At 39.0% G+C, this 19,798-nt stretch carries 20 protein-coding genes, 1 pseudogene and 1 riboswitch; of the genes and pseudogenes, 1 reads left to right on the plus strand and 20 read right to left on the minus strand.

Annotated elements, in window-relative coordinates; genetic code table 11:
- Positions 1 to 8: 8 nt before the first annotated feature.
- From ssuD to N178_RS05550, 13 genes and pseudogenes are all read right to left on the minus strand, one after another.
- Complete coding sequence (gene ssuD, locus N178_RS05490; RefSeq protein ID WP_045291119.1) at positions 9 to 1,133, minus strand: FMNH2-dependent alkanesulfonate monooxygenase; 1,125 nt, start codon at positions 1,131 to 1,133, stop codon at positions 9 to 11.
- Entirely contained in the window at positions 1,130 to 1,684 is a 555-nt protein-coding gene (gene ssuE, locus N178_RS05495; protein ID WP_045291121.1) for an NADPH-dependent FMN reductase, read from the minus strand. Before ssuE ends, ssuD begins: the two co-directional genes overlap by 4 nt.
- Before the next feature lie 69 nt (positions 1,685 to 1,753).
- Entirely contained in the window at positions 1,754 to 2,608 is an 855-nt protein-coding gene (locus N178_RS05500; protein ID WP_045291123.1) for an ABC transporter permease, read from the minus strand.
- A gap of 10 nt (positions 2,609 to 2,618) precedes the next feature.
- Positions 2,619 to 3,604: pseudogene (locus N178_RS05505) on the minus strand (aliphatic sulfonate ABC transporter substrate-binding protein).
- A gap of 33 nt (positions 3,605 to 3,637) precedes the next feature.
- Positions 3,638 to 4,435, minus strand: a complete 798-nt coding sequence (locus N178_RS05510; protein WP_080890145.1) for an ABC transporter ATP-binding protein — start codon at positions 4,433 to 4,435, stop codon at positions 3,638 to 3,640.
- A gap of 133 nt (positions 4,436 to 4,568) precedes the next feature.
- Positions 4,569 to 5,783, minus strand: a complete 1,215-nt coding sequence (locus tag N178_RS05515; RefSeq protein ID WP_045291125.1) for a cation:proton antiporter — start codon at positions 5,781 to 5,783, stop codon at positions 4,569 to 4,571.
- On the minus strand, positions 5,784 to 6,284 hold the full coding sequence (locus tag N178_RS05520; RefSeq protein WP_045291127.1) for a cation:proton antiporter regulatory subunit: 501 nt from the start codon (positions 6,282 to 6,284) through the stop codon (positions 5,784 to 5,786).
- Between the two features lie 135 nt (positions 6,285 to 6,419).
- The gene (locus tag N178_RS05525) at positions 6,420 to 6,749 is read right to left on the minus strand and encodes a hypothetical protein (RefSeq protein ID WP_237758410.1); all 330 of its coding nucleotides are present in this window, start codon (positions 6,747 to 6,749) and stop codon (positions 6,420 to 6,422) included.
- A 200-nt stretch (positions 6,750 to 6,949) separates the two neighbouring features.
- On the minus strand, positions 6,950 to 7,174 hold the full coding sequence (gerE, locus tag N178_RS05530) for a spore germination transcription factor GerE (protein WP_013059396.1): 225 nt from the start codon (positions 7,172 to 7,174) through the stop codon (positions 6,950 to 6,952).
- A gap of 172 nt (positions 7,175 to 7,346) precedes the next feature.
- On the minus strand, positions 7,347 to 7,796 hold the full coding sequence (locus N178_RS05535) for an acyl-CoA thioesterase (protein ID WP_045291129.1): 450 nt from the start codon (positions 7,794 to 7,796) through the stop codon (positions 7,347 to 7,349).
- Positions 7,797 to 7,859: 63 nt separating this feature from the next.
- Entirely contained in the window at positions 7,860 to 8,633 is a 774-nt protein-coding gene (gene sdhB, locus N178_RS05540) for a succinate dehydrogenase iron-sulfur subunit (RefSeq protein WP_013059398.1), read from the minus strand.
- Between the two features lie 3 nt (positions 8,634 to 8,636).
- The gene (sdhA, locus tag N178_RS05545; RefSeq protein WP_013059399.1) at positions 8,637 to 10,424 is read right to left on the minus strand and encodes a succinate dehydrogenase flavoprotein subunit; all 1,788 of its coding nucleotides are present in this window, start codon (positions 10,422 to 10,424) and stop codon (positions 8,637 to 8,639) included.
- 29 nt (positions 10,425 to 10,453) lie between these two features.
- On the minus strand, positions 10,454 to 11,062 hold the full coding sequence (locus N178_RS05550) for a succinate dehydrogenase cytochrome b558 subunit (protein ID WP_013059400.1): 609 nt from the start codon (positions 11,060 to 11,062) through the stop codon (positions 10,454 to 10,456).
- A gap of 489 nt (positions 11,063 to 11,551) precedes the next feature.
- Between N178_RS05550 and N178_RS05555 the strand changes: the two genes are divergently transcribed.
- Complete coding sequence (locus tag N178_RS05555) at positions 11,552 to 12,079, plus strand: YslB family protein (RefSeq protein ID WP_045291131.1); 528 nt, start codon at positions 11,552 to 11,554, stop codon at positions 12,077 to 12,079.
- A gap of 50 nt (positions 12,080 to 12,129) precedes the next feature.
- Here the strand turns inward: N178_RS05555 and N178_RS05560 are convergent, their stop codons facing one another.
- The 7 genes from N178_RS05560 to N178_RS05590 form a co-directional block, all read right to left on the minus strand.
- Complete coding sequence (locus tag N178_RS05560) at positions 12,130 to 13,362, minus strand: aspartate kinase (RefSeq protein WP_045291133.1); 1,233 nt, start codon at positions 13,360 to 13,362, stop codon at positions 12,130 to 12,132.
- 140 nt (positions 13,363 to 13,502) lie between these two features.
- Positions 13,503 to 13,680, minus strand: a riboswitch (Lysine riboswitch).
- 65 nt (positions 13,681 to 13,745) lie between these two features.
- Positions 13,746 to 15,512 carry an excinuclease ABC subunit UvrC gene (uvrC, locus tag N178_RS05565; RefSeq protein WP_014458075.1) on the minus strand — a complete coding sequence of 589 codons (1,767 nt, stop codon included), beginning with the start codon at positions 15,510 to 15,512 and terminating at the stop codon, positions 13,746 to 13,748.
- Positions 15,513 to 15,740: 228 nt separating this feature from the next.
- On the minus strand, positions 15,741 to 16,055 hold the full coding sequence (gene trxA / locus N178_RS05570) for a thioredoxin (protein ID WP_013059404.1): 315 nt from the start codon (positions 16,053 to 16,055) through the stop codon (positions 15,741 to 15,743).
- Positions 16,056 to 16,461: 406 nt separating this feature from the next.
- The gene (locus N178_RS05575) at positions 16,462 to 17,442 is read right to left on the minus strand and encodes an electron transfer flavoprotein subunit alpha/FixB family protein (RefSeq protein ID WP_013085165.1); all 981 of its coding nucleotides are present in this window, start codon (positions 17,440 to 17,442) and stop codon (positions 16,462 to 16,464) included.
- A 33-nt stretch (positions 17,443 to 17,475) separates the two neighbouring features.
- Entirely contained in the window at positions 17,476 to 18,249 is a 774-nt protein-coding gene (locus N178_RS05580; protein WP_016765685.1) for an electron transfer flavoprotein subunit beta/FixA family protein, read from the minus strand.
- 18 nt (positions 18,250 to 18,267) lie between these two features.
- Positions 18,268 to 19,041, minus strand: coding sequence for an enoyl-CoA hydratase (locus N178_RS05585; protein WP_045291135.1), 774 nt, complete (start codon positions 19,039 to 19,041; stop codon positions 18,268 to 18,270).
- Between the two features lie 78 nt (positions 19,042 to 19,119).
- The gene (locus N178_RS05590; RefSeq protein WP_045291137.1) at positions 19,120 to 19,704 is read right to left on the minus strand and encodes a TetR/AcrR family transcriptional regulator; all 585 of its coding nucleotides are present in this window, start codon (positions 19,702 to 19,704) and stop codon (positions 19,120 to 19,122) included.
- Between the last annotated feature and the right edge of the window lie 94 nt (positions 19,705 to 19,798).

Consider the following 19,798-nt stretch of genomic DNA (forward strand, 5'->3'; position numbering starts at 1 on the left):
TTCTTCTTTTACGAGGTTGAAGCTTTTGGAAACCTATCATTTGCAATAATCTCTCCGATGCTTTGACTCTTTCCTTCACCCTCATCAATATTTAAAAGCGGGAACAATAACTCCCCTACGTGATAAGCTTCTTCTAAATGCGGATAGCCTGATAAAATAACAGATTCAATTCCTAAAGCTTCATATTCTTTTATTCGTTTCGCTATATTTTCAGCACTGCCTACTAGTGCAGTTCCTGCACCTCCCCGGACGAGCCCTACACCTGCCCATAAGTTAGGGCTAATCGTAAGTTCCTCTCGGGTTCCTCTATGAAGGCTCGCCATTCGCTGCTGCCCAACTGAGTCGTACCTTGCAAAAGTACGCTGTGCAGCTTGAATCGTGTCGTCGTCCAAATGCTGAATTAATCGATCGGCTGCTTCCCAAGCTTCTTCTTCGGTTTCCCGTACAATAATATGCAAACGAATCCCAAACTTAACGGTTCTGCCTTCTGCTTCTGCTTGCTTTCTCACAGCCGTTATTTTTTCTCTTACTTGTTCAGGAGGCTCCCCCCATGTTAAATACACGTCAGAATGTTTTGCTGCCACTTTTTGTCCTGCGGGTGAAGATCCGCCAAAATAAATAGGTGGAGAAGGTTTTTGAACAGGTGGATATAACAGCTCACTGTTCTCTACATGAATATGTTTTCCTTCATAATTAACCGTATCTCCAGCCAATAACCCTTTCCACACATCTAAAAATTCATCCGCAGCTTCATAACGTTCATCATGTGATAAGAAAAGGCCGTCTCCGGCTAATTCAGCTGGATCTCCTCCCGCTACTACGTTAACTAGTAAACGACCGTTTGAAATTCGATCAAGAGTTGACGTCATGCGCGCTGCCACAGAAGGAGCCATAATGCCGGGACGTACAGCTACTAAAAATTTCAAACGCTCTGTTTCAGGTATAAGTGAAGCAGCCAATAGCCACGGGTCTTCGCATGATTTCCCTGTTGGAATCAGAACTCCTTCAAATCCTAACCGGTCAGCTGCTTGAGCAACTTGACGAAAATATGAATAGTCTGCTGAACGACCTCCTCGATTTGTCCCTAAATATCTTCCATCTCCATGGGAAGGAATAAACCATAACATTTTCATGATTCAACACTCCTTTTCGTTTGTTCTAGATGATATTCCAGCTCTTTTAATGAACGTTTAATTCTAGCTTCTGCTTCTTCCGCAATAAACTCAATTTCATTTTCTTTTGTATAGGCCACCTCAGAATCAACAATATAAACTCCATGAATAAGAGCAGTAGCTCCTAAAACGGATAAAGTCGGCTTAAATACATAATCAAGAGCCAGTAGATGAGCAATGGTTCCCCCTGTAGCTATCGGCAGCACGGTTTTATTGTGCAAACCTTTTTCAGGTATTAAATCTAAAAATGTTTTTAAAATTCCTGTGTAGCTAGCTTTATAGATTGGGCTGACAATAATAACGGCATCAGCATCTGCCAATTTCTTTTGAGCTTCTTGAATCGCAGGGCTAGAAAAGTTAGCATATACTAAGTCTTCAGCCGGTAGATCGCGGACATGCACGGTTTTCACTTCATATTTTTTATCTTGTAGATGTGCTGCAATATACTCGCTTAAAGCAGCTGACCTTGATTGCTTTGAAGGACTTCCTGTAATAATTGTAACCTGGCTCATTATCATCTCTCCTTTTAACTTACAAAACTGATAGATTTACAAGGATTAATACGTATATAAATCCTTCTTTTATTTTTCACCTGCGTAGCTGTCTCTCCATTTAAGAAGACGCTTTTCTAATACTCGGACAAATGAATCGGTTAATTTGCCTACAACAGCAAAAATGATAATTCCGACAAAAACTACGTCCGTTTGAGAAAACTGTCTAGCATCCATAATCATGTATCCTACACCTTCACTTGCTCCCATTAATTCAGCAACTACCAGTCCGAGCCATGCAATACCTAAAGACAATCGGACACCAAGTAAAATATTAGGAAGAGCAGCTGGTAAAATAAGTTTTGTGATTTGTTTCCATTTACTAAATTGAAGAACACGAGCAACATCAAATAATTTCGAATCAACGCCGCGAATGCCTAAATACGTATTAACATAGATTGGAAAAAATGCACCGTTTGCAATTAACAATATCTTTGAGATTTCCCCAAAGCCAAACCATAAGATAAATAAAGGCGCCAAGGCAAGGTGAGGAACAGTTCTAAGCATTTGAATGGATGGATCCATATAGTGCTCCGTTTTTTTTGAGAAACCGACAACAACACCAAATAGTAAACCTAGACCAGCTCCAACGGCAAAACCTATGGCAGCACGCAAAATACTGATTTGAAGGTTAGCTCCGAGTTCTCCCGATACGATGAGCTGTTTAAAAGAACGTACAATATCAACAGGTGTAGGAAGAACAGTTTTGGATACATAGCCCGCAGAACCAATGATTTGCCACACGACAATAAGCAGAATTGGCACGATAAGAGAACGAAGGAAAATCCCCTGCTTATTTTTCGCTTCTTCCTTTCTTTTTTTCACTTTTTGCAAGTGAGCTGCTGAAGACTGGACATGTCCTGAAACCACAGATGTTTTACTCATTTTCATCACCTCATTTTTCTTTTAATGCTTTTTCAATAAATGAATTATCAACGACATCTCCCGTATCAATTTTCTTTTTAATAACGCCTAAAGATTGTTGAAAATCAGCTGTTCGCTGTTGTTCTGCAATAATTTCTTTAGAGGTTGGGCGATTATAGGCAGGATTATTTTTTAACACTTGTCTTACTACGTCTTTATCTAGATTTTTTTGTTTTGCTAAAATATCCACAGATTCTTCAAAATGTTCATTTTGCCATTCAAGTGCTTTTTGATAAACTTGTAAAAACTTAACGACTAACTCTGGATGATCTTTTGCAAAGCCTTCTCTTACAATAGTAAAACCTGGTGAAGCAACCTTTAACGAATCGCCGTCTGCTAAAATACGAGCATCATTTTTTAAGTTTGCAGTGAGATAAACGGTTCCCAAATTGACCATGCATCAACTGACCCATTTTCAAATGCTGGCTGAGCTTCGTCTGGCTGAAGCTGAATGATTTTTACATCACTTGGCTTCAAACCATTCTGGTCAAGAGCTCTGTACAATAAATTAAAACCGCTGCTTCCTTTCGCGACCGCAATCTTTTTACCTTTTAAATCTTTTATGTTTTTAATCTTGCTGTTTTTTCCTACTAAAATAGCATTTCCTTTTAATCCATCGCTCGAATTAGCAATTTCTAAAAATGGAATGTCTGCGCCTTGGCCAGAAATAACCGGTGAATTTCCAACTTGACCGAAATCCAAGTTTCCAGATGCTAAACCTTCAAATTGCGGAGGACCGCTTTGAAACTCTGTCCATTTAACATTTACACCTATTTTTTTAAATTCTTTTTCAAACCATTTTTGGTTTTGTGCCAGCATTAAAGGGCCTAAGCTTTGTTGGATACCAATATTGACTGTAACGTTTTTTGAACCTTCTCCGCTCGCTTTTTCTTTCGTCCCGCACCCAGCCAATGCGAGAACAAGTACAATAGCTGCAGTTAAAAGTAGCTTTTTCATCTGTTCTGTCTCCTTCTCTGTCTTATTGAACCTTTAATGTTCTCCTGCTTCTTCAAATTCTTTCAGCACTTGCTGCCTTAGCTGCTGAAAAGGTAACTCTGTCTTTTTTCGCGGATGACTAATTTCTACTGGAACGACCCGGCTAATTTCTCCTGGTCTGGCACTCATAATCACAATTTTAGTTCCCAAGTAAATGGATTCATCTAAATCGTGGGTAACAAAAATCATGGTTGTTTTTTCTTTTTTCCATATGTCTAGCAGCACATCTTGCAAATGGGTTCGAGTGAAAGCATCTAACGCGCCAAACGGTTCATCTAACAATAAAACCTCTGGATTTCTTAAAAGAGCACGCGCAATAGCAACTCGTTGAGACATCCCACCAGATAGTTCTCGAGGATAAGCTTTTTCAAATCCTTTCAGCCTGACAACATCAATTAGCTCATCTACGCGGCGCCGAACGTTCGAATCTTTTAGCGATAAGTCAGCCGCTATATTTTGCTCCACATTAAGCCACGGGAACAAGCGGTGTTCTTGAAAGATCATTCCTTGTTTAATGCTTGGTCCGGCTATGTGCTTCCCGTTGATTTCAATGCGCCCTTCATAATCCATATCAAGTCCTGCAATCATTTTAAGCAGTGTACTTTTTCCGCATCCGCTCGGACCAATGATAGTAATAAATTCACCTTTATTAATCGTAAGATTTACATTTCGCAATGCTTGAGTTACTTGTTCTCCTTTTTGAAATGAGCGGTTAACAGATTGAATGACAACACTCACAGCAGTTCCTCCTCCTAGAATGTTTAAATCAAAAGCTATTTCACTTAAAAACATAAAAGCTCCTACCTAAAAAAGGTAGGAGCTTTCGGTTGACCGATCAGCCCGTTGCTATATTTAACTGATTTGTTATTGGATTATTTTGAATTTTATCATATTAATCCGATTTGTCAACTGTGTTTTATATATTTTATCCATTAGATTCTTGAGGATTTGGTTTTTTCCATTTAAATATTGAGTTTAAAAATCCGTATATATGCTTAGACTCCTTCGTTAACAAAGGACCAATAATAGCTAAAATCAATACATAAAGCGCAGCGAACGGCTGAAGGATAGCGGATAATCCTCCTTCAATTCCGATGTTAGCCATAATGATTGAAAACTCGCCTCGTGACATGATTGTTAATCCAATGTTGGTAGAAGCCTTGTGTGACAGCCCGCTTTTTCTTCCTGAGATCATACCGGCTGTAAAGTTACCAATAATCGTAAGCGCAACTGCTCCAAGTGCAAGCCAGCCTGCATCCCATAGCGTAAGAGGATCAATACTTAGTCCGAAGCTGAAGAAAAAGATGGCTCCAAAGAAATCACGAAATGGTACGACAAGATGTTCAATCCGATCGCGATGTTCTGTTTCAGAAAATACAAGTCCAAGCAATAATGCACCAATTGCTTCTGCCACATGGATCGTTTCTGAGAAGCCTGCTACAAAAAATAATACCGCAAAAACGACGATTATAAAGATTTCATTTGATGAAATATTTAAAAGTTTATTTAATATCGGCGTGGCTTTTCGAGCAATGATAAAGAACAGCATCATATAGCCAAATGCAATTAAAATAGACGTTAAAGACCCAGCAAGCGATCCGTGGTCTCCAAGCACTAATCCTGAAACGACAGAAAGATAAACGGCTAAGAAAATATCTTCAAACATAATGATCCCTAATATCAGTTCCGTTTCTGGATTCGCTGTTCGTTTTAAATCAACCAATACTTTTGCGACAATTGCACTGGACGAAATCGTAATAATTCCTGCGATAATCAGCACTTCAAGAAGAGGATTTCCTGTCAGGTATCCATACAATAATCCTAAAGTGAAGTTAATTAAAATATAAATAGATCCTCCCACTGCTATGGACCTGCCTGATTTAATTAACTTTCCGACTGAAAATTCTAATCCTAAATAAAATAGTAAAAAGAGAACTCCAATTCTCCCCATAAATTCAATAATCTCTTGGCTTTCAATAAACTTTAAACTGAATGAGCCAACCTCAGGAGCATGGGGACCAACCGCCATGCCCAGCAGAATGAGGAATGGAATAATCGTAAATTTAAATTTATGTGCTAGTATAGCCGCTAAAGCGACTAGTAACAAAGCTGTCCCAACTTCAAATACTAAATGATCCAATTATGAACTACCTCCTTGTGAAAGCAATTCTTTAATGAGCGTTTTTAAATTCCCTCGTTCTCCAGAGATAACAAGCGTATCTCCTTCTTCTATCAACGTATCTGGTCCTGGAGTTGATAATTTTTTTTGCGTGTTTTTAATGACGGCGATGATAGTGACATCATAGTTGCTGCGAACGTCAATTTCACCAATTGTTTTACTGTGAGCTTTCGCCTGTTTTTCAACTTTATACCATTCAATAACTAAGTCATTGAATGCCACTTCAATGGTTTCCATTGCTTTTGGCTTGTAAATCATGCCGCCTAAAATTGCAGCTAGCTGTCTTGATTCCGTATCTGTTAACGTAATATCAAAAATGCTTTCTTCTAAATCTTTTTGATCGAAATGATAGATTTCACGTCGTCCATCATCATGAATGATAACGACTACGCGGTTTTCTCCGCTTGTCTCAATTTCAAATTTACGGCCGATTCCTGGCAATTCCGTTTCTTTAATCATCATTGAATGATCACTCCTATAAAGTTTTTAAGAAGAATTTTTTAATTTTGTCGCGTTATTTGCATAGCAAATAAGCCTAAGAATAGTTGGTAATTTTAGGTTCGAAGAAAAGGCTGTGGAAATTTCAACCTTTTTTATTTAATTGAGGTAACTTGATTGAAAGATTTTTGGATAAAAAAGTGTTTTTTTGAGGATAAAATACGCAATTTGATGCGTCGGAATGATGAGTTTGGCACTCACCCATACTAAAGCAAAAGTTACTATCACACTTTGTATGAGAGATCCTATTTGTTTGACGCTGTGCTTAGCTCCTGGAGACATGTGCACGATATCCGTGTAATGCTGAACCGAACTTTTTGTGACCTTTACTTTTTCAAAGTCGTTATCAATAAATTTATCTGGCAAACTCGCAAAAGGCAAACAGAATATCATGCATAATAATACGCCTAACCATACATTTTTCATCATCTCACCTCTCTTTCTTTTGAAGTAGTATCTCCTTACTTAAAAGTATACGTACTCTGAAATTCAATTTCAAGCAATAAGTTTTTTTTATAAAGATTTACCTTTTTTATAATATTTTCTTAACGTCATTCTTTCTAGATACATATGCGCCACTTAAAGAAATATACAAAAAGCTGGCTTTCTAAGAAGAAAGCCAGCTCATGTTATAGTTCAAGTTCTCCCATTCGAAGGAGTTCTACGACTGCTTGAGAACGCCCCTTGACTCCAAGCTTTTGCATCGCATTAGAAATATGATTTCGAACTGTTTTTTCGCTAATGAATAGTTCACTCGCGATTTCTTTTGTTGTTTTGTCCTGTACTAAAAGCTCGAATACTTCTCGTTCACGCTTTGTAAGTAGCGGTTTAGGTTGAAACTCTTTTTCTTTCAATGTAACCCTCCTTGCCTGATCCTGAGTTGAACTATCGGATGGGTGTAAATTTAGTCAACATATCTTATGTGCGTTATGCCTACGCGGTTACTAGTTTTAGAAAAAATATGCAAAAAACTCTTTTTACCTTTAAAAAGAAAAAAAGCCTGAAGAAAGAGCCTTCAAGCCATTTTCATATATTCGATAAACACCTTTTCATCTCTTCATTCCAAGGCACGCTTTTTCCTGTTTCTTTAGAAATTTGCACCATTGTTCCTCTCCCCGTGAGTACAACCTCCCTTTGCTCATTTTGAATCATATAGTGTAAATCAACCGACGAACGTCCGATTTTATGGGCCTTTACAAAAACAGCTAGCATATCGCCGAAATACACTTGTTTGATATAGTCGCACTGCAAATCAGCCACCACCGGTATTGTTCCTTCATGCTCACTCGTCCACTTTTGCATAAAGCCAATATGATGAAAGAATTCCGTACGTATTTGTTCAAAATAAACAAAAGGAACCGTATTATTTAAATGTCCAAACATATCTGTTTCCGAAAATCTTACCTTAATTTTCTGCTTAAACGAAAATGACTCTTTCCAGTGATCCATGTCTTCAATATACGAAATATTATTCATCTGTAATTCCTCCATTCGTCATAGACAAAATAAAACCTCTCCGCTTGGAGAGGTTTTGAGTGATTATACTTGATCGCTACCAAAGAAACTTCTGAATGCTTGAATGGTTGTGTCGCGGTTCAAAGCTGCGATTGAAGTAGTCAATGGAATTCCTTTTGGACATGATTGAACGCAGTTTTGAGAGTTTCCGCAGTTCGCTAGCCCTCCATCACCCATAATCGTCTCTAAACGTTCTCCTTTATTTAACGCACCGGTTGGATGGGCATTAAACAAGCGAACTTGAGAAAGCGGTGCTGGACCGATGAAGTTTGACTTGTCGTTTACGTTTGGACAAGCTTCTAAGCAAACGCCGCATGTCATACACTTGGATAACTCATACGCCCACTGACGTTTCTTTTCTGGCATACGCGGTCCTGGCCCTAAATCGTATGTGCCATCGATTGGAACCCAGGCTTTTACTTTTTTTAGTGAATCAAACATACGGCTGCGGTCTACCTGCAAGTCACGAACAACAGGGAATGTTTTCATTGGCTGTAAGCGAATTGGCTGTTCTAGTTTATCAACAAGAGCTGTACATGACTGACGAGGTTTACCGTTGATAACCATTGAACAGGCTCCGCATACTTCCTCTAAACAGTTCATTTCCCAGTTTATCGGAGCAACCTCTTTACCTGAAGCATCAACAGGGTTACGTCTGATTTCCATCAGTGCTGAAATAACGTTCATATTCGGACGATACGGAATTTCAAACTCCTGATTGTAAGGAGCAGATTCAGCTGAATCTTGACGTGTAATAATGAAGCGCACTGTCTTTTGGACTGTTTGTTGTTCACTCATTGATTAACGAACCCCCTCTTGTTGTTTTTTTGGTTTTTCATCTTTTTTCTTTGTGTAGTCGCGCTTACGCGGTTTGATTAACGATACGTCTACCTCTTCATAATGGAAAGAAGGAGCCGTTTTCTTATCAACGAAAGATGCCATTGTTGTTTTTAAGAATTCTTCATCATTACGATCTGGGAAATCCGGCTTATAATGAGCACCGCGACTTTCGTTACGGTTGTAAGCTCCTAGCGTTACAACACGTGAAAGCTGAAGCATGTTTTGCAGCTGACGAGTAAATGTTGCGGCTTGATTACTCCATTTAGCCGTGTCATTAATGTTGATACGATCATAGCGTTCAATTAATTCTTGAATCTTTTCATCTGTTTTTAACAGTTTGTCATTGTATCGTACGACTGTCACGTTGTCAGTCATCCATTCCCCTAGCTCTTTATGAAGAACGTATGCATTTTCTGTACCTTGAAGATTCATGATGTTGTTCCATTTCTCTTCTTCTTCTTTCACATGACGATCATATACGCTTGAAGAAATAGCATCTGCGCTCTTTTCTAAGCCATTGATGTATTCAACGGCTTTAGGACCGGCAACCATACCACCATAAATAGCTGATAATAATGAGTTTGCTCCTAAACGGTTCGCTCCGTGCTGTGAATAATCGCACTCACCAGCTGCAAATAAGCCAGGAATATTTGTCATTTGATCGTAATCTACCCATAAACCGCCCATTGAATAGTGTACGGCTGGGAAAATTTTCATTGGTACCTTGCGCGGATCATCACCCATGAATTTTTCATAGATTTCAATGATACCTCCAAGTTTAATGTCTAGCTCTTTTGGATCTTTATGTGAAAGGTCCAGATAAACCATGTTCTCTCCGTTAATTCCTAACTTCTGCGCTACGCAGACGTCGAAAATTTCACGAGTTGCAATATCACGAGGTACTAAGTTACCGTATGCAGGATATTTTTCCTCTAAGAAATACCAAGGCTTACCGTCTTTATATGTCCAAACGCGTCCGCCTTCTCCACGAGCAGATTCACTCATAAGACGAAGCTTGTCATCTCCCGGGATAGCAGTTGGATGAATTTGAATAAACTCTCCGTTTGAATAGTATGCACCTTGCTGATACACGATAGATGCCGCTGAACCTGTATTAATAACTGAGTTCGTCGATTTTCCAAAGACAATCCCAGGTCCACCTGTAGCCATAATAACCGCGTCAGCTGGGAATGTTTTAATTTCCATTGATTTTAAATTTTGTGCAGAAATTCCGCGACAGCTGCGCTCATCGTCAAGAACAGCACCTAAGAATTCCCATCCTTCGTACTTTGTCACAAGTCCGGCAACTTCATAGCGACGAACCTGCTCATCTAATGCGTACAATAATTGTTGACCAGTTGTTGCTCCAGCAAAAGCCGTACGGTGATGCTGGGTACCGCCAAATCGTCTGAAGTCTAACAAACCCTCAGGAGTACGGTTAAACATTACACCCATACGGTCAAGTAAGTGAATAATACCAGGAGCTGCTTCACACATTGCTTTTACAGGTGGCTGGTTGGCTAAAAAGTCTCCGCCATACACTGTGTCATCAAAGTGTTCCCATGGTGAATCTCCTTCACCTTTTGTATTTACGGCTCCGTTGATTCCACCTTGAGCGCAAACTGAGTGAGATCTTTTTACCGGAACTAGTGAAAATAAATCTACTTGCTTGCCAGACTCAGCAATTTTTATTGTTGCCATCAAGCCAGCTAAACCGCCACCGACTACGATGATTTTTCCGTTACTCATCGGAACCCCACTCCTTCAAAACCTTAATTTTATGCAAATGCGAATAATGTACGAACACCTACGAATGTAAGTGCTAAGAAGATTGCTAATGTCACATAAGTTGAAATTCTTTGAGAACGTGGTGTTACAGTTAACCCCCAGCTAACTCCAAATGACCATAGACCGTTTGCAAAGTGGAAGATTGTAGATACAACACCAACTATGTAGAATGCAAGCATTGCTGGGTTGCTTAAAATTCGTTCCATCATTTGAAAATCTACTTCTTTTCCAAGCGCAGCTTGTATTCTGGTTTCCCATACGTGCCATGTGATGAAGATAAGTGTGATTACACCTGAAACACGCTGAAGGATAAACATCCAGTTACGGAAAAATCCATAGTTGTTAACGTTTGTTTTAGCAGTGAATGCGATGTAAAGACCGTATATTGCGTGAAAAACAATTGGTAAGAAAATAATGAAAATTTCTAGAGCATAGCGGAAAGGTAAGCTCTCCATGAAGTGAGCTGCTTGATTAAATGATTCTTCTCCCTTTGTCGCGAAATGATTCACAACTAAATGCTGTGTTAAGAAAATCCCGATTGGTATTACTCCAAGTAGTGAATGGATTCTCCGATATTGAAACTCTCTGTTTGCCGCCATCTGCGTAGACCCCCCTTAGTTAAATGAACATAGTTTGTGAAGAACTTTCTTACTCCCACTAGACAAATAGATTAATCGTGAATACAGGAAATGAAAACCTTTGCATTTCCTAATAAAGTATGTGACAGGTTAATTTTACTCCCATCGATTAAGAGCGTCAAGGCAAGATGTTTAAATCTTCTATAAAATATAAATTTATAAAATTTTATATTTGTTAACGCTTACTGAATTGATGTTAAAGATTTTTTCTTTCTATTATAGTATCGCTTGCCACAATTAAGTAAGCGTTTACTTTGTACTTTTATTGTAAACAAGTTCACAAAACATTTACACAGGTAAAAGTACCCTTTTAAAAGGTATTTTATGGTTTTTACATCTTTACATCTAACTCTTTTTACCATAATAAAGTTCCTCTTACATTTTATTAAAAAAATGCGTGAGAGGTTTTTTAGATTTGTATATAATAGTAGTAAAGAAAGAGGGGAAAGCATGAGCAATTTACAAACAGAATCACAGCAAGAACTTGAAGAGACGATGGAAACATCAGAACCTAATGTCGCAGCTGAAACAGAGAGAGCTCTTGATCACGTTCCATATTTCGGATACAGCCTTTTGCGTGATGTGTTAATTCCAGAGCTTCTTGGAGACGAAACGAATACCATCTCATACTGGGCAGGAAAACACCTTGCGCGTAAATATCCATTAAATACAATGGATGAAATCGTCGCTTTTTTTAAAGCCGCTTCCTGGGGAACACTGACGCTTGCCAAAAAAGATAAATATTCACTAGAGCTTGAATTATCAGGTGATGTGGTCAGCAAAAGATTTCAGCAGGAAACTTGTTCGTTTCATCTTGAGTCAGGATTTGTGGCTGAACAGATTCAGCGTCAAAACAACTGCCTAACAGAAGCCTACTTAACACCTAAAGAAAAGAACGGAAAAGTGCTGATTTCCGTGCAGTGGGACCGAAAAGATATCTTACCTACCGAAACACGTGCGGAGCGTTATAAAAAGTAAAAAATACGTATATATAAAAGACGTGGAGATACCACGTCTTTTTCTTTTCTTTATACTTGCACTGCCTGCTGCTCTTCTAGTTCAAATGCTACGTGAAGCGTCTCAACAGCTTTTACCATATCAGCATGCGGTACAACTGTAGATACTTTAATTTCAGACGTGCTGACCATCTTCACTTCAATTTTCTCTCCTGCCAGCACTTCAAACATTTCGGCTGCAACACCTGGATTAGAAATCATGCCAGATCCAACAATCGATACTTTAGCCAGCCCGCTTTCATGTTCAATACGCGTATATCCTAAAGTAGATTTATACTCCTTTAAGACAGCAAGAGCAGCTTCTACATCTACGGTTTTAATAGAAAACGAGATGGATAAACGATTATTAGCCGTTACGTTTTGAATAATAATATCCACATTTAACTGTTCTTTTGCTAATGCTGTAAAAATAGTAGAAAGAGTTTGTAACTCGTTGTTCAACCCTTCAATTGTCACCCGTGAAATATTATCTTCAAACGCAATTCCTCTTACGACTAAGTTTTGTTCCATTGAAACTTCCTCCTCAACAATCGTTCCATTCTCGTTTTCTAAGCTTGAACGCACTTCTAGCGGTACCTGATAATTTTTTGCAAACTCAACAGCGCGCGGATGCAGCACCCCTGCTCCTAAATTGGCTAATTCTAACATTTCATCATATGAAATAGAGTAAAGTTTACGAGCATCTTCTACGTAGCGCGGATCTGTCGTAAACACTCCTGTTACGTCTGTATAAATATCACATTTTGCAGCTTTTAATGCTGCAGCAAGAGCTACTGCCGTCGTGTCAGAGCCGCCTCGACCTAATGTCGTAATGCTCCCATTTTCTGAACAGCCTTGGAATCCAGCTACTACTACGATTCGCCCTCTATCTAATTGGCTTTGAATACGAGTCGTGTCAATGCGCTGGATTCGTGCATTGCTGTGAACTGCTTCCGTCTGGATACCAGCTTGCCAGCCTGTTAGCGAAGTTGCTTCATGACCTTTGCATTGAAGAGCCATGGTTAACAGGGAAATCGTTACTTGTTCTCCAGTTGTAAGAAGCATATCCATTTCGCGTTTACTTGGACTGTCCGTAATATCACTTGCTAATTTCACCAGTGCATCTGTGGTTTTGCCCATTGCCGATACAACAACAACTACTTGGTTACCGCGCTCTGCTTCTTGAATAACACGGTTTGCTACATGTTGAATACGTTCAACAGAACCAACAGATGTTCCACCAAATTTTTGAACGATTAATGCCATAATTTTGTTCATTCCTTTTCAATAAATTTGCATATGCAGGATGATGAGAAGCTAAATTTTTTTACTCAGACAATAAAAAAAGCAATGAGATGAGCTCTCATTGCTTAACGAACGAAAATTATAAACATAACCGTCCACTGCCGTGAGATAGCTCTCCAAGAATCTACATCTTGACAATCCTACGTTTATTCAACGCAGAACCAGCAATCATTACTATGAGGTAATGTTCACTTCGGCAAATTTCCCTTTCCGCATCATTCATAAGGGCTCATACCCTTCCTGATACGTACTGATTAAATTTGCACCTCTATCTTCACTTCATTTGATGAAGTGTCGTATGAAATTAGTTAATAGCTTATCAAATATTTTCTATTATTTCAAGACTATTTTTGCAATGTTTCATAAATTTTTTCAGCAATGTTTTGAGGAACACCTGAATTTCGAATATCTTCAACCGTTGCTTCTTTCAATTTTTTCACCGAACCAAAATGCTTTAACAAAGCTTTTTTACGCTTTTCTCCCACTCCCGGAATGTCGTCCAGAACTGACTGAAAAGCGGACTTAGACCGCACTTGACGGTGGAAGGTAATCGCAAAGCGGTGAACTTCATCTTGAATTCGCTGAAGCAAATAAAATTCTTGACTATTGCGTTCAAGCGGTATGATTTGAGGAGGCTCACCAATCATCAGGTTGGAGGTTCTGTGCTTATCATCTTTGACAAGACCTGCTGTAGGCACTAAAAGTCCCAATTCATTTTCGAGAACGTCCTGTACTGCAGCTAAATGCCCTTTGCCTCCATCTACAACAATTAAATCCGGAAGCGGAAGACCTTCTTTTAACGCTCTGGAATACCGTCTGCGAACGACTTCTCTCATGGAACTGTAATCATCTGGTCCCTTTACGGTCTTAATTTTATATTTGCGATATTCTTTCTTTTCCGGTTTCCCATCAACAAAAACAATCATCGCAGAAACGGGGTCTGTTCCTTGAATATTTGAGTTATCAAATGCTTCAATCCGATAAGGAGCGGCAATTCCAAGCTCTTCTCCTAACCGTTCAACTGCGCCAACCGTGCGCTCTTCATCTCGTTCAATTAAATAGAATTTTTCACCGAGCGCAATTTTTGCATTTTTACACGCAAGTTCCACTAATTCTTTCTTTTTGCCTCGCTTTGGATGCTGAACCTCTACTTCTACTAATTTCTCAGCTAACTCTGCATCAATCGTTGCTGGAACCATCACTTCTTTTGGCTTAATATTTTTGGCATAAAACTGACCGATAAAAGTTAAGAAATCTTCTTCTGGCTCTTTATAAAAAGGAAACATAGAAACTTCTCGTTCAATTAATTTCCCTTGGCGAATAAAGAAAACTTGAACACACATCCAGCCTTTATCATAAGAATAGCCAAACACATCTCGATTAACAAAATCATTAAACGTTACTTTTTGCTTTTCCATTGTCGCTTCGATATGAGCAATTTGATCTCGGTATTCTTTAGCCCGCTCAAAGTCGAGCTCTTCTGAAGCTTTTAGCATTTTTTCAGTTAACTCTGTTTTGACATGCTCATATCCACCATTCAAAAACCGCGTGATATTTTCAATAATTTGTTTGTTTTGCTCTTCTTTTACTTCTTTTACGCAAGGAGCTAGACATTGCCCGATATGGTAATACAAACAAGGCCTGTCTGGCATAGTGGAGCACTTTCTTAACGGATAAATGCGATCAAGAAGCCGCTTTGTTTCATTTGCAGCTTGAACGTTAGGATAAGGACCAAAGTATTTTCCTTTATCTTTTTTTATTTTTCTTGTAATAACAAGTCGGGGCTGTTTTTCAGCTGTAATCTTAATAAAAGGATAGCCCTTATCATCTTTAAGCATGATATTGTATTTTGGATCATGCTTTTTGATTAAATTCATTTCTAAAATAAGCGCTTCTAAATTAGAAGATGTGACGATATATTCAAAATCGACAATGTCGTTTACAAGTCGAAGCGTCTTTCCGTCATGAGATCCGGTAAAGTAGGAGCGTACTCGATTTTTTAATACTTTTGCTTTTCCTACGTAAATGACCGTTCCATATTTATCTTTCATCAAGTAACAGCCGGGCTGATCCGGTAAAATAGCCAGCTTTTCTTTTAAATAATCGTTCATACTTTTCCCCTTCCTCTTCTCTTACTCTGTCCATCTATACAATCGCTTATGAAGCGTAACCTACATTCTTTCCTGTCTTAATACATGTACATAAGCCGGATTTATGGCAGTGTTCCTTACATCTAGTATAAAACAAACGAACGCATATTCGCTAAATAAAAGTATTCCCAAAAGAGAAAAAGTGGAGAAAAAGAAAAAAACCTAGCCTGAGCTAGGTTAGGTTTTGACTTACGCGTGTTTATTAATTAATTCTGTTAATGCTTCTTTCGGTTGGAAACCAACTACTTGATCAACTTTCTCTCCATCTTTGAACAATACTAAAGTTGGGATACTCATAACACCAAATTTTCCAGCTGTTTCTTGGTTTTCATCAACGTCTACTTTTACGATTTTAACTTTATCGTTAAGTTCGCCATCAATTTCTTCAAGAACTGGAGCGATCATTTTACAAGGTCCGCACCATGGTGCCCAAAAGTCAACAAGCACTAGGCCTGATTTAATTTCATCTGTAAAGTTTTTATCTGTAGCATGTGCAATAGCCATTTTAATTCCTCCTAAATATATGCAATATCCAAATTCTACTCACAGTATATCACCTTCAAATAAGGTTTGCTAACTTTTTGCTTACATTTATACTGTTTATTCTCCGCTCTAGTTTGTACAATTTGCCTAAAAATATGCGTAGAAAATTTCGTTTTCCACGTAATAAAAGAGATTGAGACCTAACTAAATCAACCGAATCTAAAAGCGAACAGATTGGATAAATAAGATTGGATAAATAAGCTCGTACAAATCACTTGTTCCACCGCTGTTGATTTCCGTGCAAGACTTCTTCGCCTTGCCCTCCAATCACCAGCTAAAAGCAACTACGTCCATGAAAAAATCCGAACGATTAATCGTTCGGATCTTCCTTCAACAAAAATACGTTTGTCCTAGCCTCTTTTACTATTTACGCAGACTGTACTTTCAGCTTTTTAAATTCTTCCGTTAGCAGAGGCACTACTTCAAATAAATCTCCAACGATTCCGTAGTCAGCTACTTTAAAAATGTTCGCTTCAGGATCTTTATTGATTGCAACAATAATTTTTGAATTTGACATGCCGGCCAAATGCTGAATAGCACCTGAAATTCCGCAGGCAATATATAAATCTGGTGTGACTACTTTGCCCGTCTGACCGATTTGAAGAGAATAGTCGCAGTAATCTGCATCGCACGCTCCTCGAGACGCTCCAACAGCTCCATTTAACACGTCCGCTAGTTCTTGGAGAGGTCCAAAACCTTCCGTGCTTTTTACACCTCGACCACCTGCAATCACGACTTTTGCTTCGGATAAATCAACTCCTTGCGTTGCTTTGCGTACAACTTCTTTTACAACGGTACGCAGGTTTTTAATTTCAACATTTAAATCCTCTACATCGCCTGTACGTCCCTCATCTTTTGCAAGCGGTGAAATATTATTTGGACGAATCGTGACAAACGTAAAAGCATCGGTCATGATTTTCTTTTCAAATGCTTTACCAGAATAAATTGGGCGAGTGAAGACTACTTGATCCCCTCCCACTTCTACATCCGTCACATCGGAGATAAGTCCTTTGTCTAAGCGGGCTGCCAGCTTTGGCGCTAAATCTTTGCCAAGAGCCGTATGGCCAAATACGATAGCTTCAGGCTGTTCACTTTCAATGATGGCTAATAACGCCTGAGCGTAACCATCCGATGTGTAAGCAGCTAAATCTTCGTGCTCCGTCACAACAACTTTATTCGCTCCGTACGCAATAAGCTCTTCACTTAAAGCTTTTACGTCCTTGCCTACTAACGCTGCAACAATTTCTCCTCCGTCAGCTACAGTAGACGCTGCGGAAATCGCTTCAAACGATACGTTTCGTAATCCCCCATCACGTGCTTCTCCTAGAACTAACACTTTGCGTCCCATTACAATACCCCCATTGTTTTGACTTTTGACTTATTAAATGACTTTTGCTTCCTTATGCAGTAAATTGACCAGTTCTGTTACTTGATCTTTTATATCTCCTTGTAATACGCGTCCTGCATCTTTTTTCGGAGGCAAATAAATTTCAATTGTCTTTGTTTTTGCTTCTACATCATCTTCATCTAAATCTAAATCATCCAGTTCCACTTCAACCAACGGTTTCTTCTTCGCTTTCATAATCCCTGGAAGAGATGGATAGCGAGGCTCATTAAGTCCCTGCTGAGCTGTTACTAAAAGAGGAAGCGACGTTTCAATAACCTCCGAATCACCTTCCACATCGCGTACAACCGTCACTTTTTCACCTTCGATATCCAATTTTGTAATGGTCGTAATATAAGGAATTTCTAACTGTTCTGCTACGCGCGGTCCCACTTGGCCCGAACCTCCATCAATCGCTACGTTTCCTGCCAAGATTAAATCAGGAGATTGTTCTTTTAAGTACTGTGCCAGCAGCCTAGAAGTCGTGTACTGATCGCCATCTTCTATGTCATCTTCTGTGTTGATTAAAACCGCTTTATCTGCTCCCATAGCCAAAGCAGTTCGGAGTTCTTTTTCTGATTCTTCCCCTCCTACACTCACGACCGTAATCTCCCCGCCATGCTTTTCCTTTAGCTGAATAGCTTCTTCAACTGCATACTCATCGTAAGGATTAATAATAAATTCAGCTCCATCTTCAACAATTTGACCATTTTTTAAAGAAAGTTTCTCCTCTGTATCGAATGTTCTTTTTACTAACACATAAATATTCATTCAATTCCCCTCCTAAGCTTATTTTCCTAAAAATTTAGGCTGGCGCTTTTCAATAAAAGCAGCTACGCCTTCTTGAGCATCCCGGCTTTTGAATACGCTTCCAAAAAGCTGCGCTTCTTTTTTGATGCCGCTGTAATAAGCATCTGTTTTTACATGCTGAAGCAGCTGCAAGGTAGCTTTAACAGAGATTGGGCTTTTTTTGGCAATTTTTCTAGCAAGTAAAAATGTTTCATTAATAAGCTGACTTTCTTCAAAAGCTGCGTTTGCCAATCCTAACTCCACTGCCTCGATTCCGGATATTGGATCGCTTGTCAGCATCATCTCACAAGCCTTATGAACTCCTACATAACGAGGCAATCGCTGAGTACCTCCAAACCCTGGTATAATTCCTAACTGAAGCTCAGGCAAGCCCAGCTTAGCATTTTCCGTTACCAAACGGATATGGCAGCTCATAGCAAGCTCCAATCCTCCGCCTAAGGCAGCTCCATGAATCGCTGCAATAACTGGTTTTGGGTAATTTTCAATATACTCAAAGAGCTCTTGACCGTTAACAGCAAGCTTCTCGTATTCTTTTTCCTGCTGAAGTGATGTAAACTCTTTTATATCAGCTCCAGCACAAAAGAATTTCCCTTCGCCTTTAATGACGATAACTCTTGTCTCTTTGCTATCTTCTAAATGTTTTAAAACACTTGAAAGATCTTTTAATAAATCTTGAGACAAAGCGTTAGCAGGTTGTCTATTCAACGTAATGAAGCTTATGGCATCAACAGTTTCAACCTGTATAATCTCCATTTGTTTCCCCCACCCTTTCTTTCTATTTTCATTACCTTGCGCTTCTCCCCTCGCAAGGGACAGCAGGCTCACTTACGATTATGAGCCGCTGCAGCCGTTTAACAGCAGGGAATGGACTTTATCCACCGATTCTATTAGACCATATCGATGATCGTTCATTACCCATGTTGTGACAGTTTCATCAATCGTTCCAAAAATCATCTGTCGCGCAAGGCGAACATCTATATTTTCAGAAAACTCACCCGTTTCGATTCCTGTCTGTAAAATAGAATCAATGAGAGTCAGATAATCTTTTAATACATCGTTAATTTTCAATCTTAAATCTTTGTTTGATTGACGCAGTTCGAGCTGTGTCACTGTAGCTAAATGATGATCCTCCGCTAAAAACGAAAAATGCTTGTCAATTAGTACATGAAGTTTTTCTGCCGCGGTTTCAATCCCCGCCAGTTCTTCATAAATCTTTTCTACAAATTGTCCCATCTTCTCTTGAAATAAGGAAATTAAGACATCTTCTTTGTTTTTAAAATATAAATATATCGTACCGTCTGCAACTCCAGCCTGCTTAGCAATTTTAGAAACCTGAGCATTGTGGTATCCGTTTTCTGCTATTACTACTACAGCTGCATCGATAATCTGCTTATACTTTGGCTTATTTCTTCTCAATCTTATACGCTCCTTTAAAATATGAATGATTATTCATTCATATCTTTATAATAAAGAAACCGCAAGTATCTGTCAATTATGTTTCAACAAAAAA

Source organism: Priestia aryabhattai B8W22, assembly GCF_000956595.1.
Taxonomy (GTDB): domain Bacteria; phylum Bacillota; class Bacilli; order Bacillales; family Bacillaceae_H; genus Priestia; species Priestia aryabhattai.

Coding starts and splice junctions, on each gene's coding strand:
- ssuD (WP_045291119.1), bottom strand. CDS start 1,133: ATGAAAATGTTATGGTTTATTCCTTCCCATGGAGATGGAAGATATTTA.
- ssuE (WP_045291121.1), bottom strand. CDS start 1,684: ATGAGCCAGGTTACAATTATTACAGGAAGTCCTTCAAAGCAATCAAGG.
- N178_RS05500 (WP_045291123.1), bottom strand. CDS start 2,608: ATGAGTAAAACATCTGTGGTTTCAGGACATGTCCAGTCTTCAGCAGCT.
- N178_RS05510 (WP_080890145.1), bottom strand. CDS start 4,435: ATGTTTTTAAGTGAAATAGCTTTTGATTTAAACATTCTAGGAGGAGGA.
- N178_RS05520 (WP_045291127.1), bottom strand. CDS start 6,284: ATGATGATTAAAGAAACGGAATTGCCAGGAATCGGCCGTAAATTTGAA.
- N178_RS05525 (WP_237758410.1), bottom strand. CDS start 6,749: ATGATGAAAAATGTATGGTTAGGCGTATTATTATGCATGATATTCTGT.
- N178_RS05535 (WP_045291129.1), bottom strand. CDS start 7,796: ATGAATAATATTTCGTATATTGAAGACATGGATCACTGGAAAGAGTCA.
- sdhB (WP_013059398.1), bottom strand. CDS start 8,633: ATGAGTGAACAACAAACAGTCCAAAAGACAGTGCGCTTCATTATTACA.
- sdhA (WP_013059399.1), bottom strand. CDS start 10,424: ATGAGTAACGGAAAAATCATCGTAGTCGGTGGCGGTTTAGCTGGCTTG.
- N178_RS05550 (WP_013059400.1), bottom strand. CDS start 11,062: ATGGCGGCAAACAGAGAGTTTCAATATCGGAGAATCCATTCACTACTT.
- N178_RS05555 (WP_045291131.1), top strand. CDS start 11,552: ATGAGCAATTTACAAACAGAATCACAGCAAGAACTTGAAGAGACGATG.
- N178_RS05560 (WP_045291133.1), bottom strand. CDS start 13,362: ATGGCATTAATCGTTCAAAAATTTGGTGGAACATCTGTTGGTTCTGTT.
- uvrC (WP_014458075.1), bottom strand. CDS start 15,512: ATGAACGATTATTTAAAAGAAAAGCTGGCTATTTTACCGGATCAGCCC.
- trxA (WP_013059404.1), bottom strand. CDS start 16,055: ATGGCTATTGCACATGCTACAGATAAAAACTTTACAGATGAAATTAAA.
- N178_RS05575 (WP_013085165.1), bottom strand. CDS start 17,442: ATGGGACGCAAAGTGTTAGTTCTAGGAGAAGCACGTGATGGGGGATTA.
- N178_RS05580 (WP_016765685.1), bottom strand. CDS start 18,249: ATGAATATTTATGTGTTAGTAAAAAGAACATTCGATACAGAGGAGAAA.
- N178_RS05585 (WP_045291135.1), bottom strand. CDS start 19,041: ATGGAGATTATACAGGTTGAAACTGTTGATGCCATAAGCTTCATTACG.